We start from the raw sequence: 24,585 nt of genomic DNA, 5'->3' as shown, positions 1-24,585 counted from the left end.
ATGGCCACCACGACCGCAACCACGATCGACGTCCTCGACGCATCGGGTGCCAAGTCCGGCACCGTCGAGCTCCCCGCAGCTCTCTTCGACGTCGAGACCAACGTCCCGCTGATCCACCAGGTCGTCACCGCGCAGCTCGCAGCCGCGCGTCAGGGCACCCACAAGACCAAGAACCGTGGCGAAGTCCGCGGTGCCGGTCGCAAGCCGTTCAAGCAGAAGGGCACCGGCCGCGCCCGTCAGGGTTCCGTCCGTGCTCCGGAGCACACCGGCGGTGGCGTCGTCCACGGACCGACCCCGCGCGACTACTCGCAGCGCACCCCGAAGAAGATGATCGCCGCTGCTCTGCTCGGCTCGCTCTCGGACCGCGCCCGCGGTGGCCGCATCTCCGCTGTGGAGGGCTTCGTCGCGGCTGAACTGCCGTCGACCAAGACCGCCCGCACGCTCCTCGAGAAGGTCGCGCCCGTCAAGAACGTGCTCGTCGTGCTCGAGACGGACGACGAGCTGACGCTCAAGTCGATCCGCAACCTGTCGAACGTCCACGCGCTCTCGTACGGCCAGCTCAACGCCTACGACGTGCTGCGTTCGGACGCCGTCGTCTTCAGCAAGAGCGCCCTCGACGCCTTCATCGCGTCGAAGACCGCGAAGGAGATCACCGCATGAGCGGCTTCAACAAGGACCCGCGCGACGTCATCATCTCGCCGGTCGTCTCGGAGAAGAGCTACGCGCTCATCGACCAGGGCAAGTACACGTTCATCGTGGACCCCCGCTCGAACAAGACCGAGATCAAGCTCGCCATCGAGAAGATCTTCGACGTCAAGGTCGCGAGCATCAACACGCTGAACCGCCCGGGCAAGACCCGTCGCACCAAGTTCGGTCTCGGCAAGCGCAAGGACACCAAGCGCGCCATCGTGACGCTCAAGTCCGGTTCGATCGACATCTTCACGGCTGTCGGCTGAGGACCAGAGGGATAAATCATGGCTATTCGTAACTACAAGCCGACGACCCCCGGTCGTCGCGGCTCGTCGGTCGCCGACTTCGCTGAGATCACCCGTTCGACTCCGGAGAAGTCACTGCTTCGTCCGCTGCCGAAGACCGGTGGTCGCAACAGCTCCGGCCGTATCACCACGCGTCACATCGGTGGTGGCCACAAGCGCCAGTACCGCGTGATCGACTTCCGTCGCTCCGACAAGGACGGCGTCGACGCCAAGGTCGCGCACATCGAGTACGACCCCAACCGCACTGCGCGCATCGCGCTCCTGCACTACGTGGACGGCACGAAGCGGTACATCATCGCGCCGAACAAGCTGAAGCAGGGCGACGTCATCGAGCAGGGCCCCGGCGCCGACATCAAGCCCGGCAACAACCTGCCGCTGCGCAACATCCCCGTGGGTACCGTCGTGCACGCCATCGAGCTCCGCCCCGGTGGCGGCGCCAAGATGGCTCGCTCCGCCGGCGCCTCGGTGCGTCTCGTCGCCAAGGACGGCCCCTACGCGCAGCTCCGTCTGCCGTCGGGCGAGGTCCGCAACGTCGACGCACGCTGCCGCGCCACCATCGGCGAGGTCGGCAACGCCGAGCAGTCGAACATCAACTGGGGCAAGGCCGGCCGCATGCGCTGGAAGGGCGTCCGCCCGACCGTCCGTGGTGTCGCCATGAACCCGGTCGACCACCCGCACGGTGGTGGTGAGGGCAAGACGTCCGGTGGTCGTCACCCGGTCAGCCCCTGGGGTCAGTCCGAGGGCCGTACGCGCAAGCCGAACAAGCCGAGCGACAAGCTCATCGTCCGTCGCCGTAACGCCGGCAAGAAGCGCAAGTAGGAGTTCAGAAGATGCCACGCAGTCTGAAGAAGGGCCCCTTCGTCGACGAGCACCTGCTCCGCAAGGTCGTCACGCAGAACGAGGCCAACACCAAGAACGTGATCCGTACGTGGTCGCGTCGGTCGATGATCGTCCCGAACATGCTCGGGCACACGATCGCCGTCCACGACGGCCGCAAGCACATCCCGGTGTTCGTCACCGAGTCGATGGTCGGTCACAAGCTCGGCGAGTTCGCGCCGACCCGCACCTTCCGTGGTCACGTGAAGGACGACAAGAAGGGCCGTCGCCGCTGAGGCGGCGACGCAGAGGAGGAACGAAATGGTGGAGTCGATCGCACGCGTGCGACACATCCGCGTCACGCCTCAGAAGGCCCGTCGCGTCATCGAGCTGATCCGCGGCAAGCAGGCCCACGAGGCCCTCGCCATCCTGAAGTTCGCCCCCCAGGGCGCTTCGGAGCCCGTGTACAAGCTGGTCGCCTCGGCGATCGCGAACGCACGGGTCAAGGCTGACTCGACGAACAGCTTCCTCGACGAGCGCGACCTCTACGTGAGCCGCGTCTTCGTCGACGAGGGCACGACCCTGAAGCGGTTCCAGCCGCGCGCCCAGGGCCGCGCCTTCCGCATCAACAAGCGCACCAGCCACATCACGGTCGTCCTCGCGACGCCCGACGAGGCCGAGGTTGCCGCGACGAGCAAGAAGGCGAGCAAGTAATGGGCCAGAAGGTCAACCCGTACGGCTTCCGTCTCGGGATCACGACGGACCACGTCTCGCACTGGTTCACCGACAGCAAGAAGGCCGGTCAGCGCTACGCCGACTACGTGGCCGAGGACATCAAGGTGCGCGAGTACCTGAAGAAGACCCTCGACCGCGCCGGCGTCGCACGCATCGAGCTCGAGCGCACCCGTGACCGTGTCCGCGTGGACATCCACACGGCTCGTCCGGGCATCGTCATCGGCCGCCGCGGCGCCGAGGCGGAGCGCGTTCGCGGTGAGCTCGAGAAGCTCACCAAGAAGCAGATCCAGCTGAACATCCTCGAGGTCAAGAACCCCGAGACCGAGGCCCAGCTCGTCGCGCAGGGCATCGCCGAGCAGCTCTCCGCTCGTGTCGCGTTCCGTCGCGCCATGCGCAAGGGCCTGCAGGGTGCACAGCGCGCCGGCGCCAAGGGTGTCCGCATCCAGGTGTCGGGTCGTCTCGGCGGCGCCGAGATGTCGCGTTCGGAGTTCTACCGCGAGGGCCGTGTGCCGCTGCACACGCTCCGCGCGAACATCGACTACGGCTTCTACGAGGCCCGGACCACGTTCGGCCGCATCGGCGTGAAGGTCTGGATCTACAAGGGCGACATCACGAACAAGGAGCTCGCTCGCGAGCAGGCGAACCAGCGTTCGTCGCGCCCGGAGCGTCGTGGCGGCCCGCGCGGTGAGCGTGGCGACCGTGGCGGCGACCGTCGTGGCGGCGACCGCGGTGACCGTCGTCCGCAGCAGGCCCCGCAGGACGCGCCGGCCGGCGCAGGAGTTGAGGCGTAACCATGCTTATTCCCCGTCGAGTCAAGCACCGCAAGCAGCACCACCCGAAGCGTTCGGGTCAGGCCACCGGTGGTACCAAGGTCAGCTTCGGCGACTACGGCATCCAGGCCCTCACCCCGGCGTACGTGACCAACCGTCAGATCGAGTCCGCTCGTATCGCCATGACGCGTCACATCAAGCGTGGTGGCAAGGTCTGGATCAACATCTACCCGGACCGTCCGCTGACCAAGAAGCCCGCCGAGACCCGCATGGGTTCCGGTAAGGGTTCGCCCGAGTGGTGGGTCGCGAACGTGAAGCCGGGCCGGGTGCTCTTCGAGCTCTCCGGCGTCAGCGAGGAGATCGCCCGTGAGGCGTTGACTCGTGCAATCCACAAGCTGCCCCTCAAGGCACGCATCATCAAGCGCGAGGAGGGCGACGCATAATGGCGATCGGTTCCAAGGAGCTCCGTCCGACGGAGCTCGACACGTTCGAGAACGAGCGTCTCGCTGACGAGCTGAAGAAGGCCAAGGAGGAACTCTTCAACCTCCGCTTCCAGTCGGCCACCGGCCAGCTGGAGAGCCACGGTCGTCTCCGTGCCGTCAAGCGCGACATCGCCCGCATCTACACCGTCCTCCGCGAGCGCGAGCTCGGCATCCGTGCCACTCCCGCGCCCGTCGAGACCGCCCCCAAGGCCAAGAAGACGACGAAGAAGGCTGACAAGCCGGCCGAGTCGACCGAGGCCGAGACCGCCGAGGAGAAGTAATGGCGAACGAAGAGAAGAACTCCGCCGCCCTCACTCGCGGCTACCGCAAGACGCGTCGCGGCTACGTGACGAGCGACAAGATGGACAAGACCATCGTGGTCGAGGTCGAGGACCGCGTGAAGCACGCGCTCTACGGCAAGATCATCCGTCGCACGTCCAAGGTGAAGGCCCACGACGAGCTCGGCACCGCTGGTGTCGGCGACCTCGTCGTGATCAGCGAGACCCGTCCCCTCAGCGCGTCCAAGCGCTGGCGCCTGGTCGAGATCCTCGAGAAGGCCAAGTAGGCCTCGGCCTGCTTCGGAATAGGAGACAGCAGTGATTCAGCAGGAATCCCGCCTGAAGGTCGCCGACAACACGGGTGCCAAGGAGATCTTGACCATCCGCGTGCTCGGTGGCTCGGGTCGTCGCTACGCCGGTCTCGGTGACGTCATCGTCGCCACGGTGAAGGACGCCATCCCCGGCGGCAACGTGAAGAAGGGTGACGTCGTCAAGGCAGTCATCGTTCGCACCAAGAAGGAGACCCGTCGTCAGGACGGCTCCTACATCAAGTTCGACGAGAACGCGGCAGTGATCCTCAAGGCCGACGGCGACCCGCGCGGTACGCGCATCTTCGGTCCGGTCGGTCGCGAGCTCCGTGACAAGAAGTTCATGAAGATCATCTCGCTCGCGCCGGAGGTGCTGTAAGCCATGGCGAACATCAAGAAGGGTGACCTCGTCCAGGTCATCACGGGCGCGACGCAGGAGCGTGGCGGCGACCGTGGCAAGCAGGGCAAGGTCATCGAGGTCCTCAAGGACAAGAACCGCGTCGTCGTCGAGGGCGTGAACTTCGTCACGAAGCACGTCCGCGTCGGTCAGACGCAGCGTGGTTCGAAGACCGGTGGCATCGAGCAGCACGAAGCCTCGATCCACGTCTCGAACGTCGCACTCGTCGACCCGAAGACGAAGAAGCCGACGCGTGTCGGCTTCCGCACCGAAGAGGTGGAGAAGGACGGCGTCAAGAAGACCGTCCGTGTCCGCTACGCGAAGAAGTCTGGTGAGAAGCTCTGATGACTGACACGACTGCTGCGCCCGCTGGCAAGATCCAGCCGCGCCTCAAGCAGAAGTACCTGGCCGAGATCAAGACGGCCCTCACCGAGCAGTTCGGTTACGCGAACGTCAACCAGGTCCCCGGCCTGGTCAAGGTCGTCGTGAACACCGGTGTCGGCGAGGCCGCTCGTGACTCCAAGATCATCGAGGGGGCCATCAAGGACCTCACGGCGATCACGGGTCAGAAGCCCCAGGTCAACATCGCCCGCAAGTCCATCGCACAGTTCAAGCTGCGCGAGGGTCAGGCCATCGGCGCGCACGTCACCCTCCGTGGTGACCGCGCGTGGGAGTTCCTGGACCGCCTGGTGACGCTCGCACTGCCCCGCATCCGCGACTTCCGCGGTCTCAGCGACAAGCAGTTCGACGGCAACGGCAACTACACGTTCGGTCTCACGGAGCAGTCCGTGTTCCACGAGATCGACCAGGACCGCATCGACCGTGTCCGCGGCTTCGACATCACTGTCGTCACCACCGCGAAGACGGACGACGAGGGACGCGCGCTGCTCCGCCAGCTCGGCTTCCCGTTCCGCTCCAACGAGCAGACGGTCTAAACTACTTCGGGCGGTGCGGGCCGGAGGATTCACGTCCTCCGGCCCGCACGCACGAACACACCGATCTCGGGGAACCGCCCCGGGATCACTCGATCGCTCAGGTCGGCATTCGTGGAACGGGTGTCGAAACCAGGCGAGAAATGGACGAACATCATGACGATGACCGATCCGGTCGCAGACATGCTGACCAGATTGCGGAACGCGAACTCCGCGCACCACGACGCAGTCGCGCTCCCGAGCTCCAAGCTCAAGAAGAACATCGCCGACATCCTCAAGCGTGAGGGCTACATCAGCGAGTGGAAGGTGGAGGACGCCCGGGTCGGGCAGACCCTCACCATCGACCTGAAGTACGGCCCCGAGCGCGAGCGTTCGATCGCCGGCATCAAGCGCGTCTCGAAGCCGGGCCTCCGGGTCTACGCGAAGTCGACGGAGATCCCCCAGGTCCTCGGTGGCCTCGGCGTGGCGATCCTCTCGACCTCCTCCGGCCTCCTGACCGACCGCGAAGCCGAGCAGAAGGGCGTGGGTGGGGAAGTCCTCGCCTACGTGTGGTGATCGACAATGTCACGAATCGGACGTCTCCCCATCGACATCCCCGCCGGCGTCACCGTCTCCGTTGACGGTCAGAACGTGGCGGTCAAGGGCCCGAAGGGCGAGCTCGCGCTCGTCATCGCGGAGCCCATCCAGGCCAAGGTCGAGGAGAACCAGGTCCTCGTCACCCGTCCGGACGACGAGCGCGAGTCGCGTTCGCTCCACGGACTGACCCGGACCCTCATCGCCAACAACATCATCGGCGTGACCCAGGGCTACACCAAGGGCCTCGAGGTCGTCGGTACGGGTTACCGTGTCGCGGCCAAGGGCTCGAACCTCGAGTTTGCCCTCGGGTACTCCCACTCGATCACGGTCGAGCCGCCGGCGGGCATCAGCTTCGCGGTGGAGGGCAACAACAAGGTCACCGTCGCCGGTATCGACAAGCAGGCTGTCGGCGAGGTCGCCGCGAACATCCGGAAGCTCCGGAAGCCCGAGCCCTACAAGGGCAAGGGTGTCCGTTACGCCGGCGAGAACGTGCGCCGCAAGGCCGGAAAGTCAGGTAAGTGATCATGGGACTCCTCAAGACACGAGGCAAGAGCAAGGCGGCCGCCAAGGCGCGTCGTCACAACCGTCTCCGCAAGAAGATCACCGGCACCGAGGCTCGTCCCCGTCTCGCCGTCACCCGCTCGTCGCGTCACGTGTTCGTGCAGGTCATCGACGACTCGAAGGGTCACACCCTCGCAAGCGCCTCGACGATGGAGGCAGACCTCCGCTCGTTCGACGGCGACAAGACCGCCAAGGCCCGTCGCGTCGGTGAGCTCCTCGCCGAGCGCGCGAAGTCGGCTGGCGTCGAGGCCGTGGTCTTCGACCGCGGTGGCAGCAAGTACGCCGGTCGCGTCGCCGCGATCGCCGATGGTGCCCGTGAAGGAGGGCTGAACCTGTGAGCGACAACGCGAACACCAACGAAGACGCCAAGACCGAGGCCGTCGAGGCCACGGAGACCGAGGCTGTCGAGACCACGGAGACCACCGAGGCGAGCACGGAGGCCACGGCCACCGACGCAACCGCCGAGGCGACCACCGAGGGCGCCAAGACCGGCAAGGAGGCGGAGGCACCTGCCGTCGCCGAGCGTCCGGTCGAGACCGCCGCGGGCTCCGCGTCGAACAACCGCGACTCCGCTGACAACCGTGGCCGTCGTGGTGGCGGTCGTGACCGTCAGCAGGGCCGCGACCGCAACAACCGCGGTGGCGACAGCCAGTTCCTCGAGCGCGTGGTGACCATCAACCGCGTCTCGAAGGTCGTCAAGGGTGGTCGTCGCTTCAGCTTCACGGCGCTCGTCGTCGTCGGTGACGGCAACGGCCTCGTGGGCGTCGGCTACGGCAAGGCCAAGGAGGTCCCCACGGCGATCTCCAAGGGTGTCGAAGAGGCGAAGAAGAACTTCTTCCGCGTCCCCCGCGTCGGCAACACGATCCCGCACCCGGTGCAGGGTGAAGCCGCCGCTGGCGTCGTCCTCCTGCGTCCGGCCGGCCCCGGTACCGGTGTCATCGCCGGTGGTCCGGTCCGCGCCGTGCTCGAGTGCGCCGGCATCCACGACGTCCTGAGCAAGTCGCTCGGCTCGTCGAACACCATCAACATCGTGCACGCGACCGTCGAGGCCCTGAAGCAGCTCGAGGAGCCCCGCGCCGTCGCGAGCCGTCGTGGCCTCGACGTCGAGCGGGTCGTCCCGGCCCGTCTGCTCCAGGCCGAGGCCGCAGCCCTGCGTGCCGCGACCGAGAAGGCAGGTGCGTGATGGCGATGCTGAAGATCACGCAGATCAAGTCCGTTATCAGCGAGAAGCAGTACCAGCGCGACACCCTGCGCAGCCTGGGCCTCAAGCGCATCGGCCGTTCGGTCGAGCGTGAGGACAACTCCCAGAACCGCGGGTACATCGCGACGGTGGCGCACCTCGTGAAGGTCGAGGAGGTCGACGCATGAGCGACGAGAAGAACGAGCGCGTGCAGGTGCTGAAGCTGCACCACCTCCGTCCCGCAGAGGGCGCCAAGAAGGACCGCACCCGTGTGGGTCGCGGTGAGGGCTCGAAGGGCAAGACCGCTGGGCGTGGTACCAAGGGCACGAAGGCCCGCTACCAGGTCCGGGTCGGCTTCGAGGGTGGGCAGATGCCGCTGCACATGCGCACCCCGAAGCTCCGCGGGTTCAAGAACCCGTTCCGGGTCGAGTACCAGGTCGTGAACCTGGACAAGATCTCGGAGCTCTACCCCGATGGTGGCGACGTCACCGTTGCGGGCCTGGTCGCCAAGGGCGCCGTCCGCAAGAACGAGAAGGTCAAGGTTCTCGGTCAGGGTGACGTCACCGTGAAGATCACGGTCACGGTCGACAAGGTCTCGGCGTCCGCCGCCGAGAAGATCGTGGCTGCTGGCGGCACCGTCTCCCAGTAACCCCCGTCGGCGGCCCGTGCGTTTGCGCACGGGCCGCCGTTACGGTTTCCTTGACAGTGGCCGGCATCCGTCGGCCAGGTCGGCCCTGCCGACCGAAACCGGTCCGGCCGCGATCGACGGCCCCGGTCCCACAAGTTCGGAGTCATCGTGTTCAGAGCGGTCGCGCGCATCATGCGCACCCCTGATCTTCGCAAGAAGATCGGCTTCACCCTCGCGATCATCGCGCTGTTCCGTCTCGGGTCGTACATCCCGGCACCGTTCGTCGACTACGCCGCCGTGCAGAGCTGTCTCGCCAGCGCGTCGTCCTCCGGCGGTCTCTACGACCTCATCAACCTCTTCTCCGGCGGCGCGCTGCTGAAGCTCTCGGTCTTCGCGCTCGGCATCATGCCGTACATCACGTCGTCGATCATCGTGCAGCTCCTGCGTGTGGTCATCCCGCACTTCGACACCCTCTACAAGGAGGGCCAGTCCGGCCAGGCGAAGCTGACGCAGTACACGCGCTACCTCACGATCGCGCTCGGTGTCCTGCAGTCCACGACGCTGATCACGGTCGCCCGCTCCGGCGCCCTGTTCGGCACCAACGCCTCCGCGTCCTGCACGTCGATCATCTCGAACGACAGCTGGTACGCCATCATGCTGATGGTCGTCACGCTGACCGCCGGTACCGGCCTCATCATGTGGATGGGCGAGCTCGTCACCGAGCGCGGCATCGGCAACGGCATGTCGCTCCTGATCTTCACGTCGATCGCGGCGCAGTTCCCGTCGGCGCTCTGGGCGATCGAGCAGTCGCAGTCGTTCGAGCTCTTCCTGTTCGTGATCCTGGTCGGACTCGTGATCATGATGGCCGTCGTGTTCGTCGAGCAGTCACAGCGGCGGATCCCCGTGCAGTACGCCAAGCGCATGGTCGGGCGGCGGACGTACGGCGGCAACAACACCTACATCCCGATCAAGGTGAACATGGCCGGCGTCGTGCCCGTCATCTTCGCCTCGTCGCTGCTGTACCTGCCGGCCCTGATCGCGCAGTTCAACCAGCCCTCGGACGGCTCCGAGCCGGCCGCGTGGGTGACCTGGATCCAGAACAACCTGACCTCGGGTGACAACTGGTTCTACATGGTCCTGTACTTCCTGCTCATCGTCGGGTTCACGTACTTCTACGTGGCGATCACCTTCAACCCCGAAGAGGTCGCCGACAACATGAAGAAGTACGGCGGGTTCATCCCCGGCATCCGTGCCGGTCGTCCGACCGCCGAGTACCTCGACTACGTCCTCACCCGGGTGACGCTGCCCGGTTCGCTCTACCTCGGTCTCATCGCGCTCATCCCGCTGGCAGCACTGGCGCTGTTCGGCGCGAACCAGAACTTCCCGTTCGGTGGCGCGAGCATCCTCATCATCGTGGGTGTCGGTCTCGAGACCGTGAAGCAGATCGACTCGCAGCTGCAGCAGCGTCACTACGAAGGGCTTCTCCGTTGAGCGCACGTCTCATCATCGTCGGACCTCCCGGAGCCGGGAAGGGCACCCAGGCCGGCCGGATCGCCGACTCCTTCGGGATCCCCGCGATCTCGACCGGGGACATCTTCCGCAAGAACGTGGCAGAGGGCACGCCCCTCGGTGTGCAGGCGAAGGCGATCATGGACGCCGGCGACTACGTGCCGGACTCCCTGACGAACGAGCTCGTGAAGTCACGCCTGCAGGAGCCCGATGCCGAGCACGGCTTCCTGCTGGACGGCTACCCGCGCACGGTCGGTCAGGTCGAGTACCTCGACGCACTGCTCGCCGAGCAGGGCACCGGGATCGACGCCGTCGTGCAGCTCGTCGCCGACCAGGACGAGCTCGTCGGTCGCCTGCTCAAGCGGGCCGAGGACCAGGGCCGCAGCGACGACAACGAGGAGACGATCCGTCGTCGCCAGCAGGTCTACGCCGAGCAGACGGCGCCCATCGTGGCGGCGTACGGCGAGCGTGGCCTCGTGGTCGACGTCGACGGCCTCGGTGCCATCGACGAGGTCGGCGACCGCATCCAGACGGCACTGGCGGGCCGCGGGCTCTCCGCGACCGTCTGACCAGCGTGGTGCGGTTCAAGAAGCCCTCGATCTACAAGACCCCGGACGAGCTCCGGGCGATGGTCCGGCCGGGCCTGCTGACCGCCGAGGCGCTCGACGCCGTCCGTGCAGCGATCCGTCCGGGGACCACCACCGGTGAACTCGATGCGATCGCCGAGCGCACCATCCGTGACGGCGGGGGGGTCCCGAACTTCCAGCTCGTGCCCGGCTACCGCCACACGCTGTGCGTGTCGGTGAACGACGAGATCGTGCACGGGATCCCCGGTGAGCGCGTGCTCGCGCCCGGCGACATCGTGTCGGTGGACGCCGGCGCCGAGGTTGACGGCTGGAACGGCGACAGCGCGTTCACGACCGTCGTGCCCGGTGGCGACGCAGCGGTCACCGCAGCCCGCCAGACGCTCTGTGACACGACCGAGCGGTCGCTCTGGCACGGCATCGCCGCGCTCGCTCACGCGAAGAACCTGCACGAGGTCGGCTCGGCCGTGGAGGACGCGATCGACGAGACCGGTGCGTGGGGCATCGTCGAGGACTACACCGGCCACGGCATCGGTCGGTCGATGCACGAGGAACCGCCGGTCTTCAACTACCGCGTCCGCGGTGCCGGACCTGCTGTCAAGCCGGGGCTGGTGGTCGCCATCGAGCCGATGGTCACGGCCGGCGCGATCGACAGCTCGACGGACGACGACGAGTGGACGGTCCGGACGCTCGACGGCTCGGACGCCGCGCACTGGGAGCACAGCGTCGCGGTGCACGCGGCCGGCATCTGGGTGCTCACGGCCGCCGACGGCGGCGCTCGGGGCCTGGCCCCGCTGGGTGTGACGCCCGTCCCGATCCCGTAGGACGGGCCTCCAGTCCGCGCGCGGTGCCCACGCTGGGTGTCTCCGCTCGATGCGACGGCCGGGAGGCCCGGCTGGCGTCCGCCGCGTCGACGACGTCGCGTGGACCCACCCGACCACCGCCGGGCGCACGCGCCGTGGCGTCGCGTCAGTTGCCGACGGAGCAGGTCTCCTCGGAGGCGCTCTGCCCGGTGATCGACGAGGGCAGCGGCGTCGCCGACGCGGTCGGCGTCCGCGTGGCGGTCGCGCTCGACGTCGCCGACGGTGTGCCGGCGGACGACGAGGTCCCGGACGAACCCGAGGTGCCGGACGACCCCGAGGAGCCGGACGACCCGGTGCCGCTCGACGTCCCGCCGCTCGACGGCGACTCCTCGGACGCGCGACCGGTGCTCGAGTCGCTCAGCGAGGACCGGACGTCGTTCTGCAGCGCCACGTTCAGGGTGTGGGCCGTCTCCTGGTCGACGATCACGCGGGCGCTGTCGGCGGGGTCGTCGGCCACCGGGTACTGCACGAAGAGCATGTTGGCGGTGCTCATCCCACGCAGGGCGGCCGCGAGCTTGACGAGGGTGCCGGTCTGGGCGAGGCCGTCGGACAGCGTCATGTTGGACAGGGCGGCGCCGGCCAGCTTGTAGAGCGTGATCGGGTTCGAGAGCGTGCCGTCCGAGGTGACCTTGCGGAGGAGCGCCGACAGGAACACCTGCTGCGAGCTGATGCGGGCGAGGTCGCTGCCGTCGCCGACCCCGTGGCGGGTGCGCAGGAAGGCGAGGGCGTCCGAGCCCTCGAGGGAGTGCGAGCCCGTCGTGAGGTGCAGGCCGGTGAACGTGTCGTCGATCGGCTCGGCGACGCAGACGTCCACGCCGCCGAGGGCGTTCGACATCTCGATCACGCCGTCGAAGGTGATGAGCCCGGCGTAGGGGATGCTCAGGCCGGTCAGGTTCTCGACCGTGTCCACGACGCAGGAGACACCGCCGTTGCCGAGCGCGGTGTTGAACATCGCCGAGGTGGACGCCGGGTAGGTCGTGCCGGTCGCGGGGTTCGTGCAGGCCGGGATGGGGACCATCAGGTCACGGGGGAAGCTGACCGCGGTGAGCTGCTGGTGGTCCGCCGAGATGTGGATGAGCATCGTGACGTCGTTGCGGGCGCCCTCGACGTCCTCGTCGGAGTCGAACTGGCCGACCCGGGTGTCGCTCCCGATGAGCAGGATGTTCGCTCCGCCCTTGATCGCCGAGATGTCGGCGGTCTTCGCGGTGCTCTGGTCGTCGGTGCTCAGCGCGACGGTCTGCGGCGCGGTGGCGAGCTGTGCCCCGGCGATCGCGGCGACGCTCGTACCGCTGACGAGCAGGACGGCGACGGCGGACGCGACGACGGTGACGAGCGTGCCCCAACCCCGGCGACGGGCCTGCTTGCCGTGGCTGGCGAAGGGGCGTCGGGTGGCGTCGGGCACGTGTTCTCCGTTCGGTGGTCCGGCGCGATCTGCTGGTGCGACGGACGTGGCTGCGGAGCAAAACTACGGTTCGCGCGCATGTGTGCGCCCGGAGCGCGCCGTCAAACCACTGTGCAACGCTCAGGCACGGCCCCGGAAGCCCCAGACGTGGGGTGTTCCGCGTCCCCACTTGGCAATTGCGGGTTTACCACATAAGATCGATCTTTGGTGTGTCATGCCCTCTCGGGTGTGGCGACCGACCCGCAGACCGGTTCGGGGATCACACCTGTTCCACAACCAAGCGACAGTGAGGCTATGGCCAAGAAAGACGGCGTCATCGAGATCGAAGGCTCGGTGCTCGAAGCTCTGCCCAACGCGATGTTCCGCGTTGAGCTGACGAACGGACACAAGGTCCTCGCGCACATCTCCGGGAAGATGCGCCAGCACTACATCCGCATCCTCCCCGAGGACCGCGTGATCGTGGAGCTGAGCCCGTACGACCTGACCCGCGGCCGGATCGTCTACCGCTACAAGTGATCCGCGAGCTGGAAAGGAACGGCACGGCAATCCTGCCGAGCACGAAGCCAGCGAGCACGAGGAAAGAACCATGAAGGTCAACCCCAGCGTCAAGCCCATCTGCGAACACTGCCGTGTGATTCGCCGCAAGGGCCGCGTCATGGTGATCTGCAAGAGCAACCCGCGTCACAAGCAGCGCCAGGGCTAGTCCCGGGCGCGTGACCGGCGCCGACGGTGTCCATCGGACACCAGGCTGCTCGAGCACGACCCACAACTGAAGATCGACAACGCAGTACCAGAACCCGGTCGCACGACGACCGGGGGACACCTCGGGGCGGAGGCCCGAGCACCGGTACTGCGCCACACCTCCATCGACAACAGGAGCAGCCATCACATGGCACGTCTAGCAGGCGTCGACATCCCGCGCGAGAAGCGCGTGGAGATCGCACTCACGTACATCTACGGCGTCGGCCGTACCCGCGCCGTCCAGGCACTGACGGAGACCGGTATCTCCGGTGACATCCGCGTCAAGGACCTGACCGACGACCAGCTCGTCGCCCTCCGTGACTTCATCGAGGGCAACTTCAAGGTCGAGGGTGACCTCCGCCGTGAGGTCGCCGCCGACATCCGCCGCAAGGTCGAGATCGGCAGCTACGAGGGTCTTCGCCACCGTCGTGGTCTCCCGGTGCGCGGTCAGCGCACCAAGACCAACGCTCGTACCCGCAAGGGACCGAAGCGCACCGTGGCAGGCAAGAAGAAGGCTCGATAGGAGACCCCGATGGCTACCCCCAAGACTGCCGCGCGCAAGCCGCGCCGCAAGGAGAAGAAGAACGTCGCTGTGGGCCAGGCCCACATCAAGAGCACGTTCAACAACACGATCGTCAGCATCACCGACCCGTCGGGTGCCGTCCTCAGCTGGGCGTCCTCGGGTGCCGTGGGCTTCAAGGGTTCGCGCAAGTCGACGCCGTTCGCGGCGCAGCTCGCCGCCGAGTCCGCTGCGCGTCAGGCGCAGGAGCACGGCGTGAAGAAGGTCGACGTCTTCGTGAAGGGCCCGGGTTCGGGTCGCGAGACCGCGATCCGCTCCCTCCAGGCCGCTGGCCTCGAGGTCGGCTCGATCAACGACGTCACGCCGCAGGCGCACAACGGGTGCCGCCCGCCCAAGCGCCGTCGCGTCTGACGCGAGGAGCAACCGGCCGCGCCCTGCTCGTCCCCTGACCGGATCCGTTCCGGCGAGGGCGGGCAGGGCCCGCGGCCATTCCTGGTCGTTCGATCGCGCACGTGTGTGCGCGTGATCACAACTCAACAGACCCGTCGGGGCCCATGCGGCCCCGTCGTACCGCCAAGTGTCATATAGCGGACACTTCGCCGAAAGGAATCCCACAGTGCTCATTGCACAGCGCCCCACCCTGACCGAGGAGCCGATCTCCGAGCACCGCTCGCGCTTCGTCATCGAGCCGCTCGAGCCGGGCTTCGGTTACACCCTCGGCAACTCGCTGCGCCGCACGCTCCTCTCCTCGATCCCCGGCGCGGCTGTCACCAGCATCCGCATCGACGGCGTCCTCCACGAGTTCAGCACCGTTCCCGGTGTCAAGGAAGACGTCACCGAGATCATCCTCAACATCAAGAGCCTGGTCGTCTCCAGCGAGCACGACGAGCCCATCACGGCGTACCTGCGCAAGCAGGGTGCCGGTCAGGTCACCGCGGCGGACATCTCCGCTCCGGCCGGCGTCGAGATCCACAACCCGGAACTCGTCATCGCGACTCTGAACGACACCGCGCGCTTCGAGCTCGAGCTCACGATCGAGCGTGGCCGTGGCTACGTCTCGGCGACGCAGAACCGTTCCGAGTTCAGCGAAGCCGGTCAGATCCCGATCGACTCGATCTACTCGCCCGTCCTCAAGGTCACCTACCGCGTCGAGGCGACGCGTGCCGGTGAGCGCACGGACTTCGACCGCCTGGTCGTCGACGTCGAAGCGAAGCCGGCCATCACGCCGCGCGACGCCATCGCGTCGGCCGGTCGCACGCTGGTCGAGCTGTTCGGGCTCGCTCGCGAGCTCAACACGGCGGCAGAGGGCATCGAGATCGGCCCCGCGCCGGTCGACGCCGTGCTCTCGAACGAACTGCAGACCCCGATCGAGGACCTCGACCTGTCGGTCCGCAGCTACAACTGCCTGAAGCGGGAGGGCATCAACACGGTGTCCGAGCTCGTCGCCCTGTCGGAGACGCAGCTCATGAACATCCGCAACTTCGGTCAGAAGTCGGTGGACGAGGTCAAGGACAAGCTCACCGAGCTCGGCCTGTCCCTCAAGGACACCGTCCCCGGATTCGACGGCGCCCACTTCTACAGCGGGTACGACGAGGACGAGTCCAACAACTGACCTCGCGCTCACGCGCAAGCGCGCTGACACCGCGCGCACCACTTTCACCACTGGAGAACTGACATGCCGAAGCCCACCAAGGGCCCCCGCCTCGGTGGCGGTCCCGCCCACGAGCGCCTGCTCCTGAGCAACCTCGCCAACGCCCTCTTCACGCACGGTCGCATCACGACCACCGAGACGAAGGCCAAGCGCCTCCGCCCGGTCGCCGAGCGTCTCATCACGTTCGCGAAGCGCGGCGACCTGCACGCGCGTCGTCGTGTGATCAGCATCCTGCGCGACAAGTCCGTCGTGCACACGCTGTTCACCGAGATCGCTCCCCAGGTCGAGGACCGCCAGGGCGGTTACACCCGCATCACGAAGCTCGGCTTCCGCAAGGGCGACAACGCCCCGCTGGCGTCGATCGAGCTCGTCCTCGAGCCCGTCTCGAGCACGCCCGCTCCGGTCAAGCGCAACTCGGCTCCGGCCGCTGCTGCCGCCCCGGTCGACGAGCCCGCCGCCGACGAGACCACCGAGGAGGCCCCGGTCGAAGAGACCGAGACCACCGAGGAGTCCGCCCCGGTCGAGACCGAGTCCGAGACCGAGGCTGCTGCCGAGGTCGAGGCCGACGCCGCCGAGAAGTCGGACGACGCCGACACCAAGTAGTCTGGTGCCCTCCGGGGCGCTGCACCACCACGAGGAAGCCCCCGCGACCCAGGTCGCGGGGGCTTCCTCGTGTCCGAAGCTGGTCACGGGTCCGGACACCACGGCACGCACGACGCGCCCCGTAGGGTGGCCGACCGGTACGACAGGGAAGGAAGTCATGGCGTTCCAGCACGTTGCGGGTCTGGGGACGAGGGTCTGGCGGTGGAGCCGGACCTCGGGCACGCAGCCGCGCCTGCTGCACGCCGGCAAGGCCGCCGCCGCCGCGGTGATCGCCTGGTTCGTGGCGCAGCACATCCCGGGCGTCGCAGCCGAGTACCCGTACTACGCACCACTCGGCGCCGTCGTCGCGATGCAGACCACGGTGTTCGCGGGCATCCGGAGCGGTGTGCAGACCCTGGTCGGGATCGCCCTCGGCATCCTCATCGCCGCGTTCACGATGTGGGTCGGCGACCCCGGCTTCCTCGCGATCGCGCTCGCGGTCGGCGTCGGCGTACTCGTCGGCGGGTTCCGCGTGCTGGGCGAGGGCAGCTCCTGGGTGTCCACCGCGGCGCTCTTCGTGCTGCTCGTCGGCGGCGCGCACGCCGAGGGCTACTCGCTCGGGTACCTCGTGCAGATGGCGGTGGGCGTCGTGGTCGGTCTGCTCGTGAACTTCCTGGTGTTCCCGCCGCTGCACTTCTGGGACGCCGAACACCGCATCGACGCGGTGAACGGTGTGCTGGCGGACCACCTCGACGGGCTGGCAGCCGTGCTCGAGGAGGGCAAGCGCGACGAGAAGGCGTGGGACCACCAGCAGGACCGCCTGGACCGCGCGATCGCGGACGTGCGGTCGCGGGTGGCGATCGCGCACGAGAGCCGCCGGCTCAACCCCCGTGGTGCACTGCGCGGGTCGCGAGCGCGGCTCCAGAAGGACGGTGGACGCTTCCGGGCCCTGGAACGCGTCGCCTGGTACACGACCGACCTCACCGAGCTCGTGGCGCGCTCCGGTCCGGTCTCCGAGGGCGTCGGGCGTCCGGACCCCGCGTTCGCCACCCCCATCGCCGATGCGCTGCGGAAGATCGCCAGCACGATCCGTGGCGACTCCCCGGAGGACGAGGCCGAAGAGGCCATCGCTCGACTCGAGACCGCGCTCGACGCTTCGCGTGAGAACCCCTCCCACGTCGCGGTCACCTCGGCCGCGCTCGTGGCCCTGCGCGGGATCGTCGAGTCCGAGCGACGCGCCACAGACGACCTGGACACCCGGACCGGCCCGTCCGCCTTCGGTCGACCACGCGGCTGACCGCCCGTTCCGTCCGGAGCCGTCCGTAGACTCGCCACCGTGTCTGACCGTCCCCGCATCGCCGTCCTCGGACCGGTCTCGGTGGACGGTGTCGACGGCACACCGAACGCGGTGCCGGGAGCGCTCGCACGGGCGTTCTTGACCGCGCTCGTGCTGGCGCGCGGCAACGCCCTGACGACCGAGTCCCTGATCGACGCCCTCTGGCCCGACGAGCGCCCACGGGGTGCTCGTGCGGCACTGCAGACGCTCGTGTCGCGGTTGCGCCGGAGTGTGGTGGACGGACTCGTCGTGTCGACGAGCACCGGGTACGCGCTCGGCTGCGGCCCCGGCGACGTCGACCTGTCCCGCGCCGAACGAGCTCTCGGCAGCAGCGACCGTGCGGAACTCGCCGCGGCACTCGAACTCTGGCGTGGCGACCCCGGTGCCGACGTCGTGGGCGACGTGGGCGAGGCGCTCGCCGTCCGCGCCGCCGCGGTCCGCCGGGGTCTGGCCCGCGCTCTCGGGACCGCGCTGCTCGCCGAGGGCCGCGCGGGCGAGGCCGCCGAGGTCTGGGCCGCTGAGGCGCGGGCGAACCCGTTCGACGAGGTCGCCACCGCGGGGTCGATGCGAGCCCTCGCGGCCGCGGACCGCATCGCCGAGGCGCTCACCGTGTTCGCGGCGCACCGCGACCGCCTGGCCGATGAACTCGGCGCCGACCCCTCGGCCGACCTCGTCCGCCTGAACGCCGAGCTGCTGCGCCGGTCCGGACCCGCAAGCGGCACCGCTCGACGCGTCGGCCTGCGTGCGGCGCCGAACGCGCTGATCGGGCGGCAGGAGGACCTCGCCGTCGTCTCGGACCTGTTGTCGGCGAACCGGCTCGTCACGATCCTCGGTGCGGGCGGGCTCGGCAAGACCCGCCTCGCACAGGCGGTCGCATCCGGCCTGCCGCCCACCTGCGGTGTCGTGGTGTTCGAGCTCGCACCGCTCGGCGCACCGGAGGACGTCGTCCCCGCCCTCGCCGCACTGCTCGGGATCGCGGAGTTCCGGTCGGCGCGGTCGCTTCGGGACGCCGTCGCCGCCGACCTCGGTGCCCGAGTCGTCCGTGCACTCGCCGACGGTCCCACCGTGCTCGTCCTCGACAACTGCGAGCACCTGGTCGCGGAGGTCGCCGCGTTCGCCGCGGACCTGCTCGCGACCGTTCCCGACCTGCGGATCCTGACGACCTCGCGGGCGCCGCTCGCGATCGCCGGTGAGGTCATCGCGCCCCTGGCACCCCTGCCGGTCGAGGAGGACGGCGCGGCGGTCCGCCTGTTCACCGACCGGGCCCGGGCAGCCCGACCCGGCGCCGTGCTGCCCGTTGATGCCGTCCGTCGGATCTGCGGCCGGCTGGACGGCTCCCCCCTGGCGATCGAGCTCGCAGCCGCACGCATCCGCGGCATGAGCACGGACGAGATCGAACGTCGGCTGGACGACCGCTTCGCGCTGCTGCGGGGCGGTGACCGCAGCGCCCCCGAGCGGCACCGCACCCTGCTCGCCGTCGTCGAGTGGAGCTGGCGGCTCCTCGACGACGGTGCGCAGGACCTGCTCACCCGGCTCGCGCTGTTCCCCGACGGCCTGGCCGTGGACGCCGTCGAGGCCGTCGCGGTCCCGGAGCGCCGTGCGGACGCGCTCGACGACCTCGCCGAACTCGTCGAGCAGTCCCTCGTGCAGCTCGTCGAGCACGAGGGTGACCCCGTCCGCTACCGCCTGCTCGAGACCGTCCGTGAGTTCGGCGGGGCGCGGCTCCGGGATGCCGGCGCCACGGAGGACGTCCGGGCGGCGATGATCCGATGGGGCCGTGGCTTCACCGCTGCGCGCAACCTGCTGACCATCACGGGGGAGCCACAGCTCGAGTCCTTCCGGCAGATCGGGCGCGAGGCGGACAACCTCATCACGCTGCTGCGCTGGAGCCTGGCCGCCGGGGACCCGTCGGCCGTGGCGCACCTGTTCGCGGCGCTCGCCGGCTACTGGTCGCTCCGCGGGGCGCACGGCGAGGTCGTCGCGGTCGGTCCGGAGGTCGTGGCACTGCTCCGCCGGACCGCCCCCACGTCGGCGGACCGTACCGCCGTCGTGGTGGGACTCGTCGTCGCCGGAGCCTCGGCCGCGTTCGACGACCGACGGACCGCGGCGCTCGCGGTGTCGACGCTCCGCCGGGTGCTCGCCGGCGGCAGCACCGGCTTCGCGGTCCTCGACGCACAGTCCGCGCTGGTGCTGACCCTCGGGCGTCCCGACGACGGCACCGCGCTGCTGGCCCGGTACCGCGACGACCCGGATGCCGGGGTGGCGTGCCTGGCGAACATGCTCAGTGCGCCGTTGGCCGAGAACGACGGCGACACCGTCGTCGCCCTGCGGTACGCCCGTCGCGCCGAGGCGCTCGCGCGGACGAGCGACGACGCCTGGACCACCGGGTCGATCGCCGTCACCGTCACCCAGCTGCTCGCGCAGACCGGGCGGCACCGTGAGGCACTGGCGGCCGCCGAGGCCGCGCGGGCGCAGCTCGAGCGGTTCGGTGCCGACGACGACCTGTACGAGATCGGCTGGACGGTCGGCCTCTGCGCCGCGACGACCGGTGACGTGGTGCGCGCGCGGAGCATCGCGGACGACCTGCGGCACCGGCCGGTCGAGGGTCGTGGCGGGTTCGACGGCGACCGGATGCAGATCGGGGTCCTCGCGACGGCGATCGCCGCCGAGTGCGCACGGTACGAGGGCGACCTCGACGCGGCCGCGACGGCGTACGCCGCCGCCTGGGAGTCCATCGTCCCGATCCGGAAGCAGACGCCGCACTGGAGCCTCATCGCGGGCGTCGCGCGGATCGCAGCCGCGGACGAGGCGGCGGTGAGCCGGACCGACGGGACCGCACCGAGCCTCCCGGCAGATGGCGTGGCGGTGGCGAGGCGCCTGCGGGTCGGCGCGCTCGTGATGCTGCGCCTGCACCCGTGGTGGCTCGACCTGCCGGTGGTCGGGACCACCCTGCTCGGGCTGGCGCTCGCCGCCGCCCGGAGCGGTCAGCCGGATCGGGCCGTCCAGGCGTGGGGCCTCACTGCACGGCTCGGGGCACGGCAGGACTTCGGCGTGCTCGCCCACGCCCGGATGCGCCCGCTGCTCGCGGCCGTGCTCGGCGACGCGGCGATGACGGACGCCGAGACGGCCTCGGCCGGATGGGACCGGGCCGAGGCCGTCGCACGGGCGCGGACGCTGCTCGAGCAGCTGCGGTTCAGCGACCGCTGACGGTGCGGCTCACGCCTTCCGCATGTAGGCGCGGACGGTCAGGGGCGCGAACACCGCGACGATCACCGCGGCACCGAGCAGGCTGATCCACAGGTCCACACCCACCGTGCCCTGGTTGACCAGGTCGCGGACGGCGGTGATCAGGTGCGAGATCGGGTTGACCTCGGAGAACCAGCGGAGCCAGTCCGGCAGGGTGTCGGCCGGCACGAACGCGTTCGACAGGAACGTCAGCGGGAACAGCACCATGTTCGAGATCCCGGAGACGCTCGACGCCGTCCGGGCGACCACGCCGAAGTACGCGAAGATCCAGCTGATCGCCCACGCGACCACGATCACGAGCAGCCCGGCGAGGACCACTGCGCCGATGCCGCCGGCAGGTCGGAGTCCCATCACGATGCCGACCGTGAAGGTGATGGCGGTCGCGATCGCGTACCGCACCGTGTCCGCCAGCAGTGCGCCGGCGAGTGGGGCGATCCGTGCGATCGGCAGGGACTTGAAGCGGTCGAACACGCCCTTGTCCATGTCCTCGCGGAGCTGCACGCCCGTGACGATCGACGACGTGATGTTCGTCTGCACGAGGATGCCCGGGATGATGATCGGCAGGTAGCTCGCCACGTCGCCCGCGATCGCCCCACCGAAGATGTACGTGAACATCACGGTGAAGATGATCGGCATCAGGGTGACGTCGAACAGCTGCTCGGGGGTGCGCCGGACCTTGATCAGGCCGCGGTACGCCATCGTGAAGGACTGCCGGACGGTGGCGCCGAGGCCGGTCGAGCCGATGCCCGGACGCGGGGTGACGCGTGGCGCCGCGGACCCCGTGGTGGCGGTGGTGGTGGTCATGCGTTGCTCCCTTCGAGGGCGGGCTTGCCGGTGATGGTGAGGAAGACCTCGTCGAGCGTGGGCTTCTGGACGCTGATCTCGGCGAGCGAGACCCCGGCTTCGCGGAACGCGACGAGCAGGTCGGTGACCCGGTCGGGATCCGCCATCGGCGCGGTCAGGCGCGACCCCTCCGGGCTGGCCACGGGCGGGGCGCCGAGCACCCGGGCGACGAGGTCCGCCGCCGTCGCGAGCCGTTCGGTGCCGTCGCCGCCGTCGGAGTCGGCCAGCCGGAGCTGGAGCGACGCCGAGCCGATGCTCGCCTTCAGCTCGTCGCCGGTGCCCTCGGCCACCACGCGGCCGTGGTCGATCACGGCGATGCGGTCGGCGAGCTGGTCGGCCTCGTCGAGGTACTGCGTCGTGAGGAGCACGGTCGAGCCGGTCGCGACGAGTTCGCGGATGGTGTCCCACATCTGCGCACGGGTGCGGGGGTCGAGACCCGTGGTCGGCTCGTCGAGGAAGATCAGCGGCGGCTGCGCGATGAGGCTCGCCGCCAGGTCCAGCCGGCGGCGCATGCCGCCGGAGAAGCCCTTGAGCGGACGGGAGGCGGCCTCGGTCAGGCCGAAGCGCTCGAGGAGCTCCGTCGACTTCCGCTTCGACTCCGCGCGGGACAGGCCGAGCAGGCGGGCGAAGACCACGAGGTTCTCGGTCGCGCTGAGCGTCTCGTCGACGCTCGCGTACTGGCCCGTCACACCGATCAGGGTGCGGACGGTCTGCGCCTCGCGCCGGACGTCGTGCCCGAAGATCCGGGCCTCGCCGCCGTCGGCCCTGAGCAGGGTGGCGAGCATGGAGATGGTGGTGGTCTTGCCGGCGCCGTTCGGACCGAGAACGCCGTAGACCGTGCCGGCCTCCACACGGAGGTCGACGCCGTCCACGGCCCGGTTCGTGCCGAACGTCTTCACGAGGCCGGTGGCCTCCACCGCGAGGGGTGTCGTGGTCATCGCGGGTTCCTTTCGTCGATGTCGGGAACGATGCTGCCGCCGAGCGCTCACGCGGCGCTGACGCGGCGCTGACATCGCTACCGTGGTCGTGTGAGTGAGACGGTGCGGCTGCGACTGGACATCGCCTACGACGGGGCGGCGTTCTCCGGGTGGGCCCGGCAGCCCGGGCTGCGGACCGTGCAGGGCGCGCTCGAGACCGCGCTCGCCACCGTGTTCACGCGCTGGGGCGAGCCACCGCTGCTGACCGTCGCCGGACGCACCGACGCCGGGGTGCACGCCACCGGGCAGGTCGCGCACCTGGACCTGTCGGCAGAACAGTGGGCAGCGCTCACCGCCAAGCGCGGGACGGGCCGGTCACCGCTCGACGGGTTGCTCAAGCGGGTCAACGGCATCGCGGCACCCGAGGGAGACGTGGTCGTGACCGGTGCCTCGGTGGCACCCGCGGGGTTCGACGCCCGGTTCTCCCCGCTCTGGCGCCGGTACGAGTACCGGATCGCGGACGCCGACGCCCCGCGCGATCCACGTCGGCGCGGGCACACGGTCTGGCACGCGGCGCGGCTCGATCCGGCAGCGATGGAGCGCGGTGCGCTGACGCTGCTCGGGCTGCACGACTTCGCGACGTTCTGCAAGCCGCGCGAGGGGGCGACGACCATCCGGACGTTGCGGCAGTTCCGCTGGGACCGCGAGCCGGACGGCGTGCTGGTGGCGCGCCTCCAGGCCGATGCCTTCTGCCACTCGATGGTGCGGGCCATGGTCGGCGCGACCATCGCCGTCGGCGAGGGCCGCTTCGGCCCGGACCGCCTCGAGGAACTGCGCGTCGCCGAGGAACGCACGAGCGCCTTCAAGACGGCGCCGGCGAAGGGACTGACCCTGACCGAGGTGGGCTACCCGGCGGACGCGGAGCTCGCGGAGCGGGCGGAGCAGACCCGGGCCCGACGGTCGGTGGACGGTACCGTCGAGGGATGAGCCCGCGCGAACCCCGTTCCGTCGTGTCCGTCGCCCCCGGAGTCGTCTTCGTCCAGGGCCCCGTGTCCAACTGGGTGGTGCTGGCCGAGGAGGACGGCGTCGCGCTGATCGACGCCGGCTACCCGGCCGACACCGACCTCGTGCTCGACACCGTGCGCGCCGCCGGGCACGACCCGGCCGACCTCCGTCGCGTCTACGTGACGCACGGACACGTCGACCACGTCGGCGGCATCCCCGGGATCCTCGAGCGCTACCCCGACGTCGAGGTGCTCGCGCACGCCGACGAACTCGCCAACGTGCGCGGACCGGAGCGGCAGCAGGTCACCCCGGCGGAGATCGGCGGCCGGCTCGCCAGCCCCCGCGTGCTCGCCTGGCTGGCGCGGGCGATCCGATCCGACGCCCTCCGACCGACCACCGTGCCGTCCGCTCGCGCGTTCACCGGTGCGGACTTCGCGGGTCGGGCGATCGCGCCCTTCCCGGCCGTCGGCCACACCGACGGCTCGACGGCCTACCTGCTGCCCGCGGCGGACGCGATCGTCACGGGCGACGCGGTCGTCAGTCGGCACGACACCCAGCCCGGGTCGTGGGCCCCGCGGCCGCGGATGATCACGCCGTTCTTCACCGCCGACCAGGACCGCGCGCTCGAGTCGGCACGGGCGCTGCCGTTCCCGGCGCTCGTGCTGCCGGGACACGGACCGGCCGTCCGACGCGTGGGCGGGACGTGGCTGCCGATCGGCTGATGCCGC

General features: G+C 69.4%; 34 protein-coding genes. 31 read left to right on the top strand and 3 right to left on the bottom strand.

Annotation, left to right across the window (positions count from 1 at the left end; genetic code table 11):
* From rplD to map, 21 genes are all read left to right on the top strand, one after another.
* On the top strand, nt 1-660 hold the full coding sequence (rplD, locus tag DEJ03_RS01290; RefSeq protein WP_027466730.1) for a 50S ribosomal protein L4: 660 nt from the start codon (nt 1-3) through the stop codon (nt 658-660).
* A complete protein-coding gene (gene rplW, locus DEJ03_RS01285; protein ID WP_027466729.1) occupies nt 657-956 on the top strand; it encodes a 50S ribosomal protein L23 in 300 nt (99 codons plus the stop codon). The genes rplD and rplW overlap by 4 nt, the downstream gene beginning before the upstream one ends.
* A gap of 18 nt (nt 957-974) precedes the next feature.
* Complete coding sequence (gene rplB, locus DEJ03_RS01280; RefSeq protein ID WP_027466728.1) at nt 975-1,814, top strand: 50S ribosomal protein L2; 840 nt, start codon at nt 975-977, stop codon at nt 1,812-1,814.
* A gap of 11 nt (nt 1,815-1,825) precedes the next feature.
* A complete protein-coding gene (gene rpsS / locus DEJ03_RS01275) occupies nt 1,826-2,107 on the top strand; it encodes a 30S ribosomal protein S19 (protein ID WP_017885529.1) in 282 nt (93 codons plus the stop codon).
* Nucleotides 2,108-2,132: 25 nt separating this feature from the next.
* Entirely contained in the window at nt 2,133-2,525 is a 393-nt protein-coding gene (gene rplV, locus DEJ03_RS01270; protein ID WP_035809257.1) for a 50S ribosomal protein L22, read from the top strand.
* A complete protein-coding gene (rpsC, locus tag DEJ03_RS01265) occupies nt 2,525-3,337 on the top strand; it encodes a 30S ribosomal protein S3 (protein WP_017885527.1) in 813 nt (270 codons plus the stop codon). The genes rplV and rpsC overlap by 1 nt, the downstream gene beginning before the upstream one ends.
* A 2-nt stretch (nt 3,338-3,339) precedes the next feature.
* The gene (gene rplP, locus DEJ03_RS01260) at nt 3,340-3,759 is read left to right on the top strand and encodes a 50S ribosomal protein L16 (protein ID WP_017885526.1); all 420 of its coding nucleotides are present in this window, start codon (nt 3,340-3,342) and stop codon (nt 3,757-3,759) included.
* Nucleotides 3,759-4,079: a 50S ribosomal protein L29 gene (gene rpmC, locus DEJ03_RS01255; protein ID WP_017885525.1), complete on the top strand. Its 321-nt coding sequence runs from the start codon at nt 3,759-3,761 to the stop codon at nt 4,077-4,079. Before rplP ends, rpmC begins: the two co-directional genes overlap by 1 nt.
* Nucleotides 4,079-4,363, top strand: a complete 285-nt coding sequence (rpsQ, locus tag DEJ03_RS01250; RefSeq protein WP_017885524.1) for a 30S ribosomal protein S17 — start codon at nt 4,079-4,081, stop codon at nt 4,361-4,363. The genes rpmC and rpsQ overlap by 1 nt, the downstream gene beginning before the upstream one ends.
* A 31-nt stretch (nt 4,364-4,394) precedes the next feature.
* Nucleotides 4,395-4,763, top strand: a complete 369-nt coding sequence (gene rplN / locus DEJ03_RS01245) for a 50S ribosomal protein L14 (RefSeq protein WP_017885523.1) — start codon at nt 4,395-4,397, stop codon at nt 4,761-4,763.
* Nucleotides 4,764-4,766: 3 nt separating this feature from the next.
* Complete coding sequence (gene rplX / locus DEJ03_RS01240; RefSeq protein ID WP_017885522.1) at nt 4,767-5,126, top strand: 50S ribosomal protein L24; 360 nt, start codon at nt 4,767-4,769, stop codon at nt 5,124-5,126.
* A complete protein-coding gene (gene rplE / locus DEJ03_RS01235; RefSeq protein ID WP_042537502.1) occupies nt 5,126-5,716 on the top strand; it encodes a 50S ribosomal protein L5 in 591 nt (196 codons plus the stop codon). The genes rplX and rplE overlap by 1 nt, the downstream gene beginning before the upstream one ends.
* A 153-nt stretch (nt 5,717-5,869) precedes the next feature.
* Nucleotides 5,870-6,268 (top strand): 30S ribosomal protein S8, encoded by a 399-nt coding sequence (gene rpsH, locus DEJ03_RS01230; RefSeq protein ID WP_017885519.1) that lies wholly within the window; start codon nt 5,870-5,872, stop codon nt 6,266-6,268.
* Between the two features lie 6 nt (nt 6,269-6,274).
* A complete protein-coding gene (rplF, locus tag DEJ03_RS01225; RefSeq protein ID WP_017885518.1) occupies nt 6,275-6,811 on the top strand; it encodes a 50S ribosomal protein L6 in 537 nt (178 codons plus the stop codon).
* A 2-nt stretch (nt 6,812-6,813) separates the two neighbouring features.
* Nucleotides 6,814-7,188 carry a 50S ribosomal protein L18 gene (gene rplR / locus DEJ03_RS01220; RefSeq protein ID WP_027466725.1) on the top strand — a complete coding sequence of 125 codons (375 nt, stop codon included), beginning with the start codon at nt 6,814-6,816 and terminating at the stop codon, nt 7,186-7,188.
* On the top strand, nt 7,185-8,033 hold the full coding sequence (gene rpsE / locus DEJ03_RS01215; protein WP_071406161.1) for a 30S ribosomal protein S5: 849 nt from the start codon (nt 7,185-7,187) through the stop codon (nt 8,031-8,033). The genes rplR and rpsE overlap by 4 nt, the downstream gene beginning before the upstream one ends.
* Complete coding sequence (gene rpmD, locus DEJ03_RS01210; protein WP_017885515.1) at nt 8,033-8,218, top strand: 50S ribosomal protein L30; 186 nt, start codon at nt 8,033-8,035, stop codon at nt 8,216-8,218. The genes rpsE and rpmD overlap by 1 nt, the downstream gene beginning before the upstream one ends.
* Entirely contained in the window at nt 8,215-8,679 is a 465-nt protein-coding gene (gene rplO, locus DEJ03_RS01205) for a 50S ribosomal protein L15 (protein ID WP_110863216.1), read from the top strand. Before rpmD ends, rplO begins: the two co-directional genes overlap by 4 nt.
* Before the next feature lie 147 nt (nt 8,680-8,826).
* Nucleotides 8,827-10,149 carry a preprotein translocase subunit SecY gene (secY, locus tag DEJ03_RS01200; RefSeq protein ID WP_027466722.1) on the top strand — a complete coding sequence of 441 codons (1,323 nt, stop codon included), beginning with the start codon at nt 8,827-8,829 and terminating at the stop codon, nt 10,147-10,149.
* Entirely contained in the window at nt 10,146-10,736 is a 591-nt protein-coding gene (locus tag DEJ03_RS01195; RefSeq protein ID WP_110863215.1) for an adenylate kinase, read from the top strand. Before secY ends, DEJ03_RS01195 begins: the two co-directional genes overlap by 4 nt.
* Before the next feature lie 59 nt (nt 10,737-10,795).
* Nucleotides 10,796-11,575, top strand: a complete 780-nt coding sequence (gene map, locus DEJ03_RS01190; protein ID WP_375342288.1) for a type I methionyl aminopeptidase — start codon at nt 10,796-10,798, stop codon at nt 11,573-11,575.
* Nucleotides 11,576-11,720: 145 nt separating this feature from the next.
* Here the strand turns inward: map and DEJ03_RS01185 are convergent, their stop codons facing one another.
* A complete protein-coding gene (locus DEJ03_RS01185; RefSeq protein ID WP_110863214.1) occupies nt 11,721-13,016 on the bottom strand; it encodes an LCP family protein in 1,296 nt (431 codons plus the stop codon).
* A 294-nt stretch (nt 13,017-13,310) separates the two neighbouring features.
* On the opposite strand from DEJ03_RS01185, the gene infA reads away from it, so the two are divergent.
* From infA to DEJ03_RS01145, 8 genes are all read left to right on the top strand, one after another.
* Complete coding sequence (infA, locus tag DEJ03_RS01180) at nt 13,311-13,532, top strand: translation initiation factor IF-1 (protein WP_017885509.1); 222 nt, start codon at nt 13,311-13,313, stop codon at nt 13,530-13,532.
* Between the two features lie 70 nt (nt 13,533-13,602).
* Nucleotides 13,603-13,719, top strand: coding sequence for a 50S ribosomal protein L36 (rpmJ, locus tag DEJ03_RS01175; protein ID WP_022903266.1), 117 nt, complete (start codon nt 13,603-13,605; stop codon nt 13,717-13,719).
* Nucleotides 13,720-13,905: 186 nt separating this feature from the next.
* Nucleotides 13,906-14,280, top strand: coding sequence for a 30S ribosomal protein S13 (gene rpsM, locus DEJ03_RS01170; RefSeq protein WP_017885508.1), 375 nt, complete (start codon nt 13,906-13,908; stop codon nt 14,278-14,280).
* A 9-nt stretch (nt 14,281-14,289) separates the two neighbouring features.
* Nucleotides 14,290-14,688, top strand: a complete 399-nt coding sequence (gene rpsK, locus DEJ03_RS01165) for a 30S ribosomal protein S11 (RefSeq protein ID WP_017885507.1) — start codon at nt 14,290-14,292, stop codon at nt 14,686-14,688.
* Nucleotides 14,689-14,893: 205 nt separating this feature from the next.
* Complete coding sequence (locus tag DEJ03_RS01160; RefSeq protein WP_017885506.1) at nt 14,894-15,889, top strand: DNA-directed RNA polymerase subunit alpha; 996 nt, start codon at nt 14,894-14,896, stop codon at nt 15,887-15,889.
* A gap of 63 nt (nt 15,890-15,952) precedes the next feature.
* Complete coding sequence (gene rplQ / locus DEJ03_RS01155; RefSeq protein ID WP_071245471.1) at nt 15,953-16,531, top strand: 50S ribosomal protein L17; 579 nt, start codon at nt 15,953-15,955, stop codon at nt 16,529-16,531.
* A 157-nt stretch (nt 16,532-16,688) separates the two neighbouring features.
* A complete protein-coding gene (locus DEJ03_RS01150) occupies nt 16,689-17,807 on the top strand; it encodes an aromatic acid exporter family protein (protein WP_110863213.1) in 1,119 nt (372 codons plus the stop codon).
* A gap of 39 nt (nt 17,808-17,846) precedes the next feature.
* A complete protein-coding gene (locus DEJ03_RS01145) occupies nt 17,847-21,053 on the top strand; it encodes a BTAD domain-containing putative transcriptional regulator (protein WP_110863212.1) in 3,207 nt (1,068 codons plus the stop codon).
* A gap of 9 nt (nt 21,054-21,062) precedes the next feature.
* On the opposite strand, the gene DEJ03_RS01140 is transcribed toward DEJ03_RS01145, so the two are convergent.
* Nucleotides 21,063-21,896, bottom strand: a complete 834-nt coding sequence (locus DEJ03_RS01140; RefSeq protein WP_110863211.1) for an ABC transporter permease — start codon at nt 21,894-21,896, stop codon at nt 21,063-21,065.
* The gene (locus tag DEJ03_RS01135; protein ID WP_110863210.1) at nt 21,893-22,873 is read right to left on the bottom strand and encodes an ATP-binding cassette domain-containing protein; all 981 of its coding nucleotides are present in this window, start codon (nt 22,871-22,873) and stop codon (nt 21,893-21,895) included. Before DEJ03_RS01135 ends, DEJ03_RS01140 begins: the two co-directional genes overlap by 4 nt.
* A 90-nt stretch (nt 22,874-22,963) precedes the next feature.
* Here DEJ03_RS01135 and truA point away from each other — a divergent pair, with 90 nt between their 5' ends.
* Both truA and DEJ03_RS01125 read left to right on the top strand, forming a co-directional pair.
* Nucleotides 22,964-23,839 carry a tRNA pseudouridine(38-40) synthase TruA gene (gene truA / locus DEJ03_RS01130; protein ID WP_110863209.1) on the top strand — a complete coding sequence of 292 codons (876 nt, stop codon included), beginning with the start codon at nt 22,964-22,966 and terminating at the stop codon, nt 23,837-23,839.
* Nucleotides 23,836-24,579, top strand: a complete 744-nt coding sequence (locus DEJ03_RS01125; RefSeq protein ID WP_110863208.1) for an MBL fold metallo-hydrolase — start codon at nt 23,836-23,838, stop codon at nt 24,577-24,579. The genes truA and DEJ03_RS01125 overlap by 4 nt, the downstream gene beginning before the upstream one ends.
* Nucleotides 24,580-24,585: the final 6 nt, after the last annotated feature.

It is taken from the genome of Curtobacterium sp. MCLR17_043, assembly GCF_003224215.1.
Taxonomy (GTDB): Bacteria; Actinomycetota; Actinomycetes; order Actinomycetales; family Microbacteriaceae; genus Curtobacterium; species Curtobacterium flaccumfaciens.
Note: the sequence above shows the minus strand (reverse complement) of the source record. Positions and strands in the feature narration are given on the sequence as shown.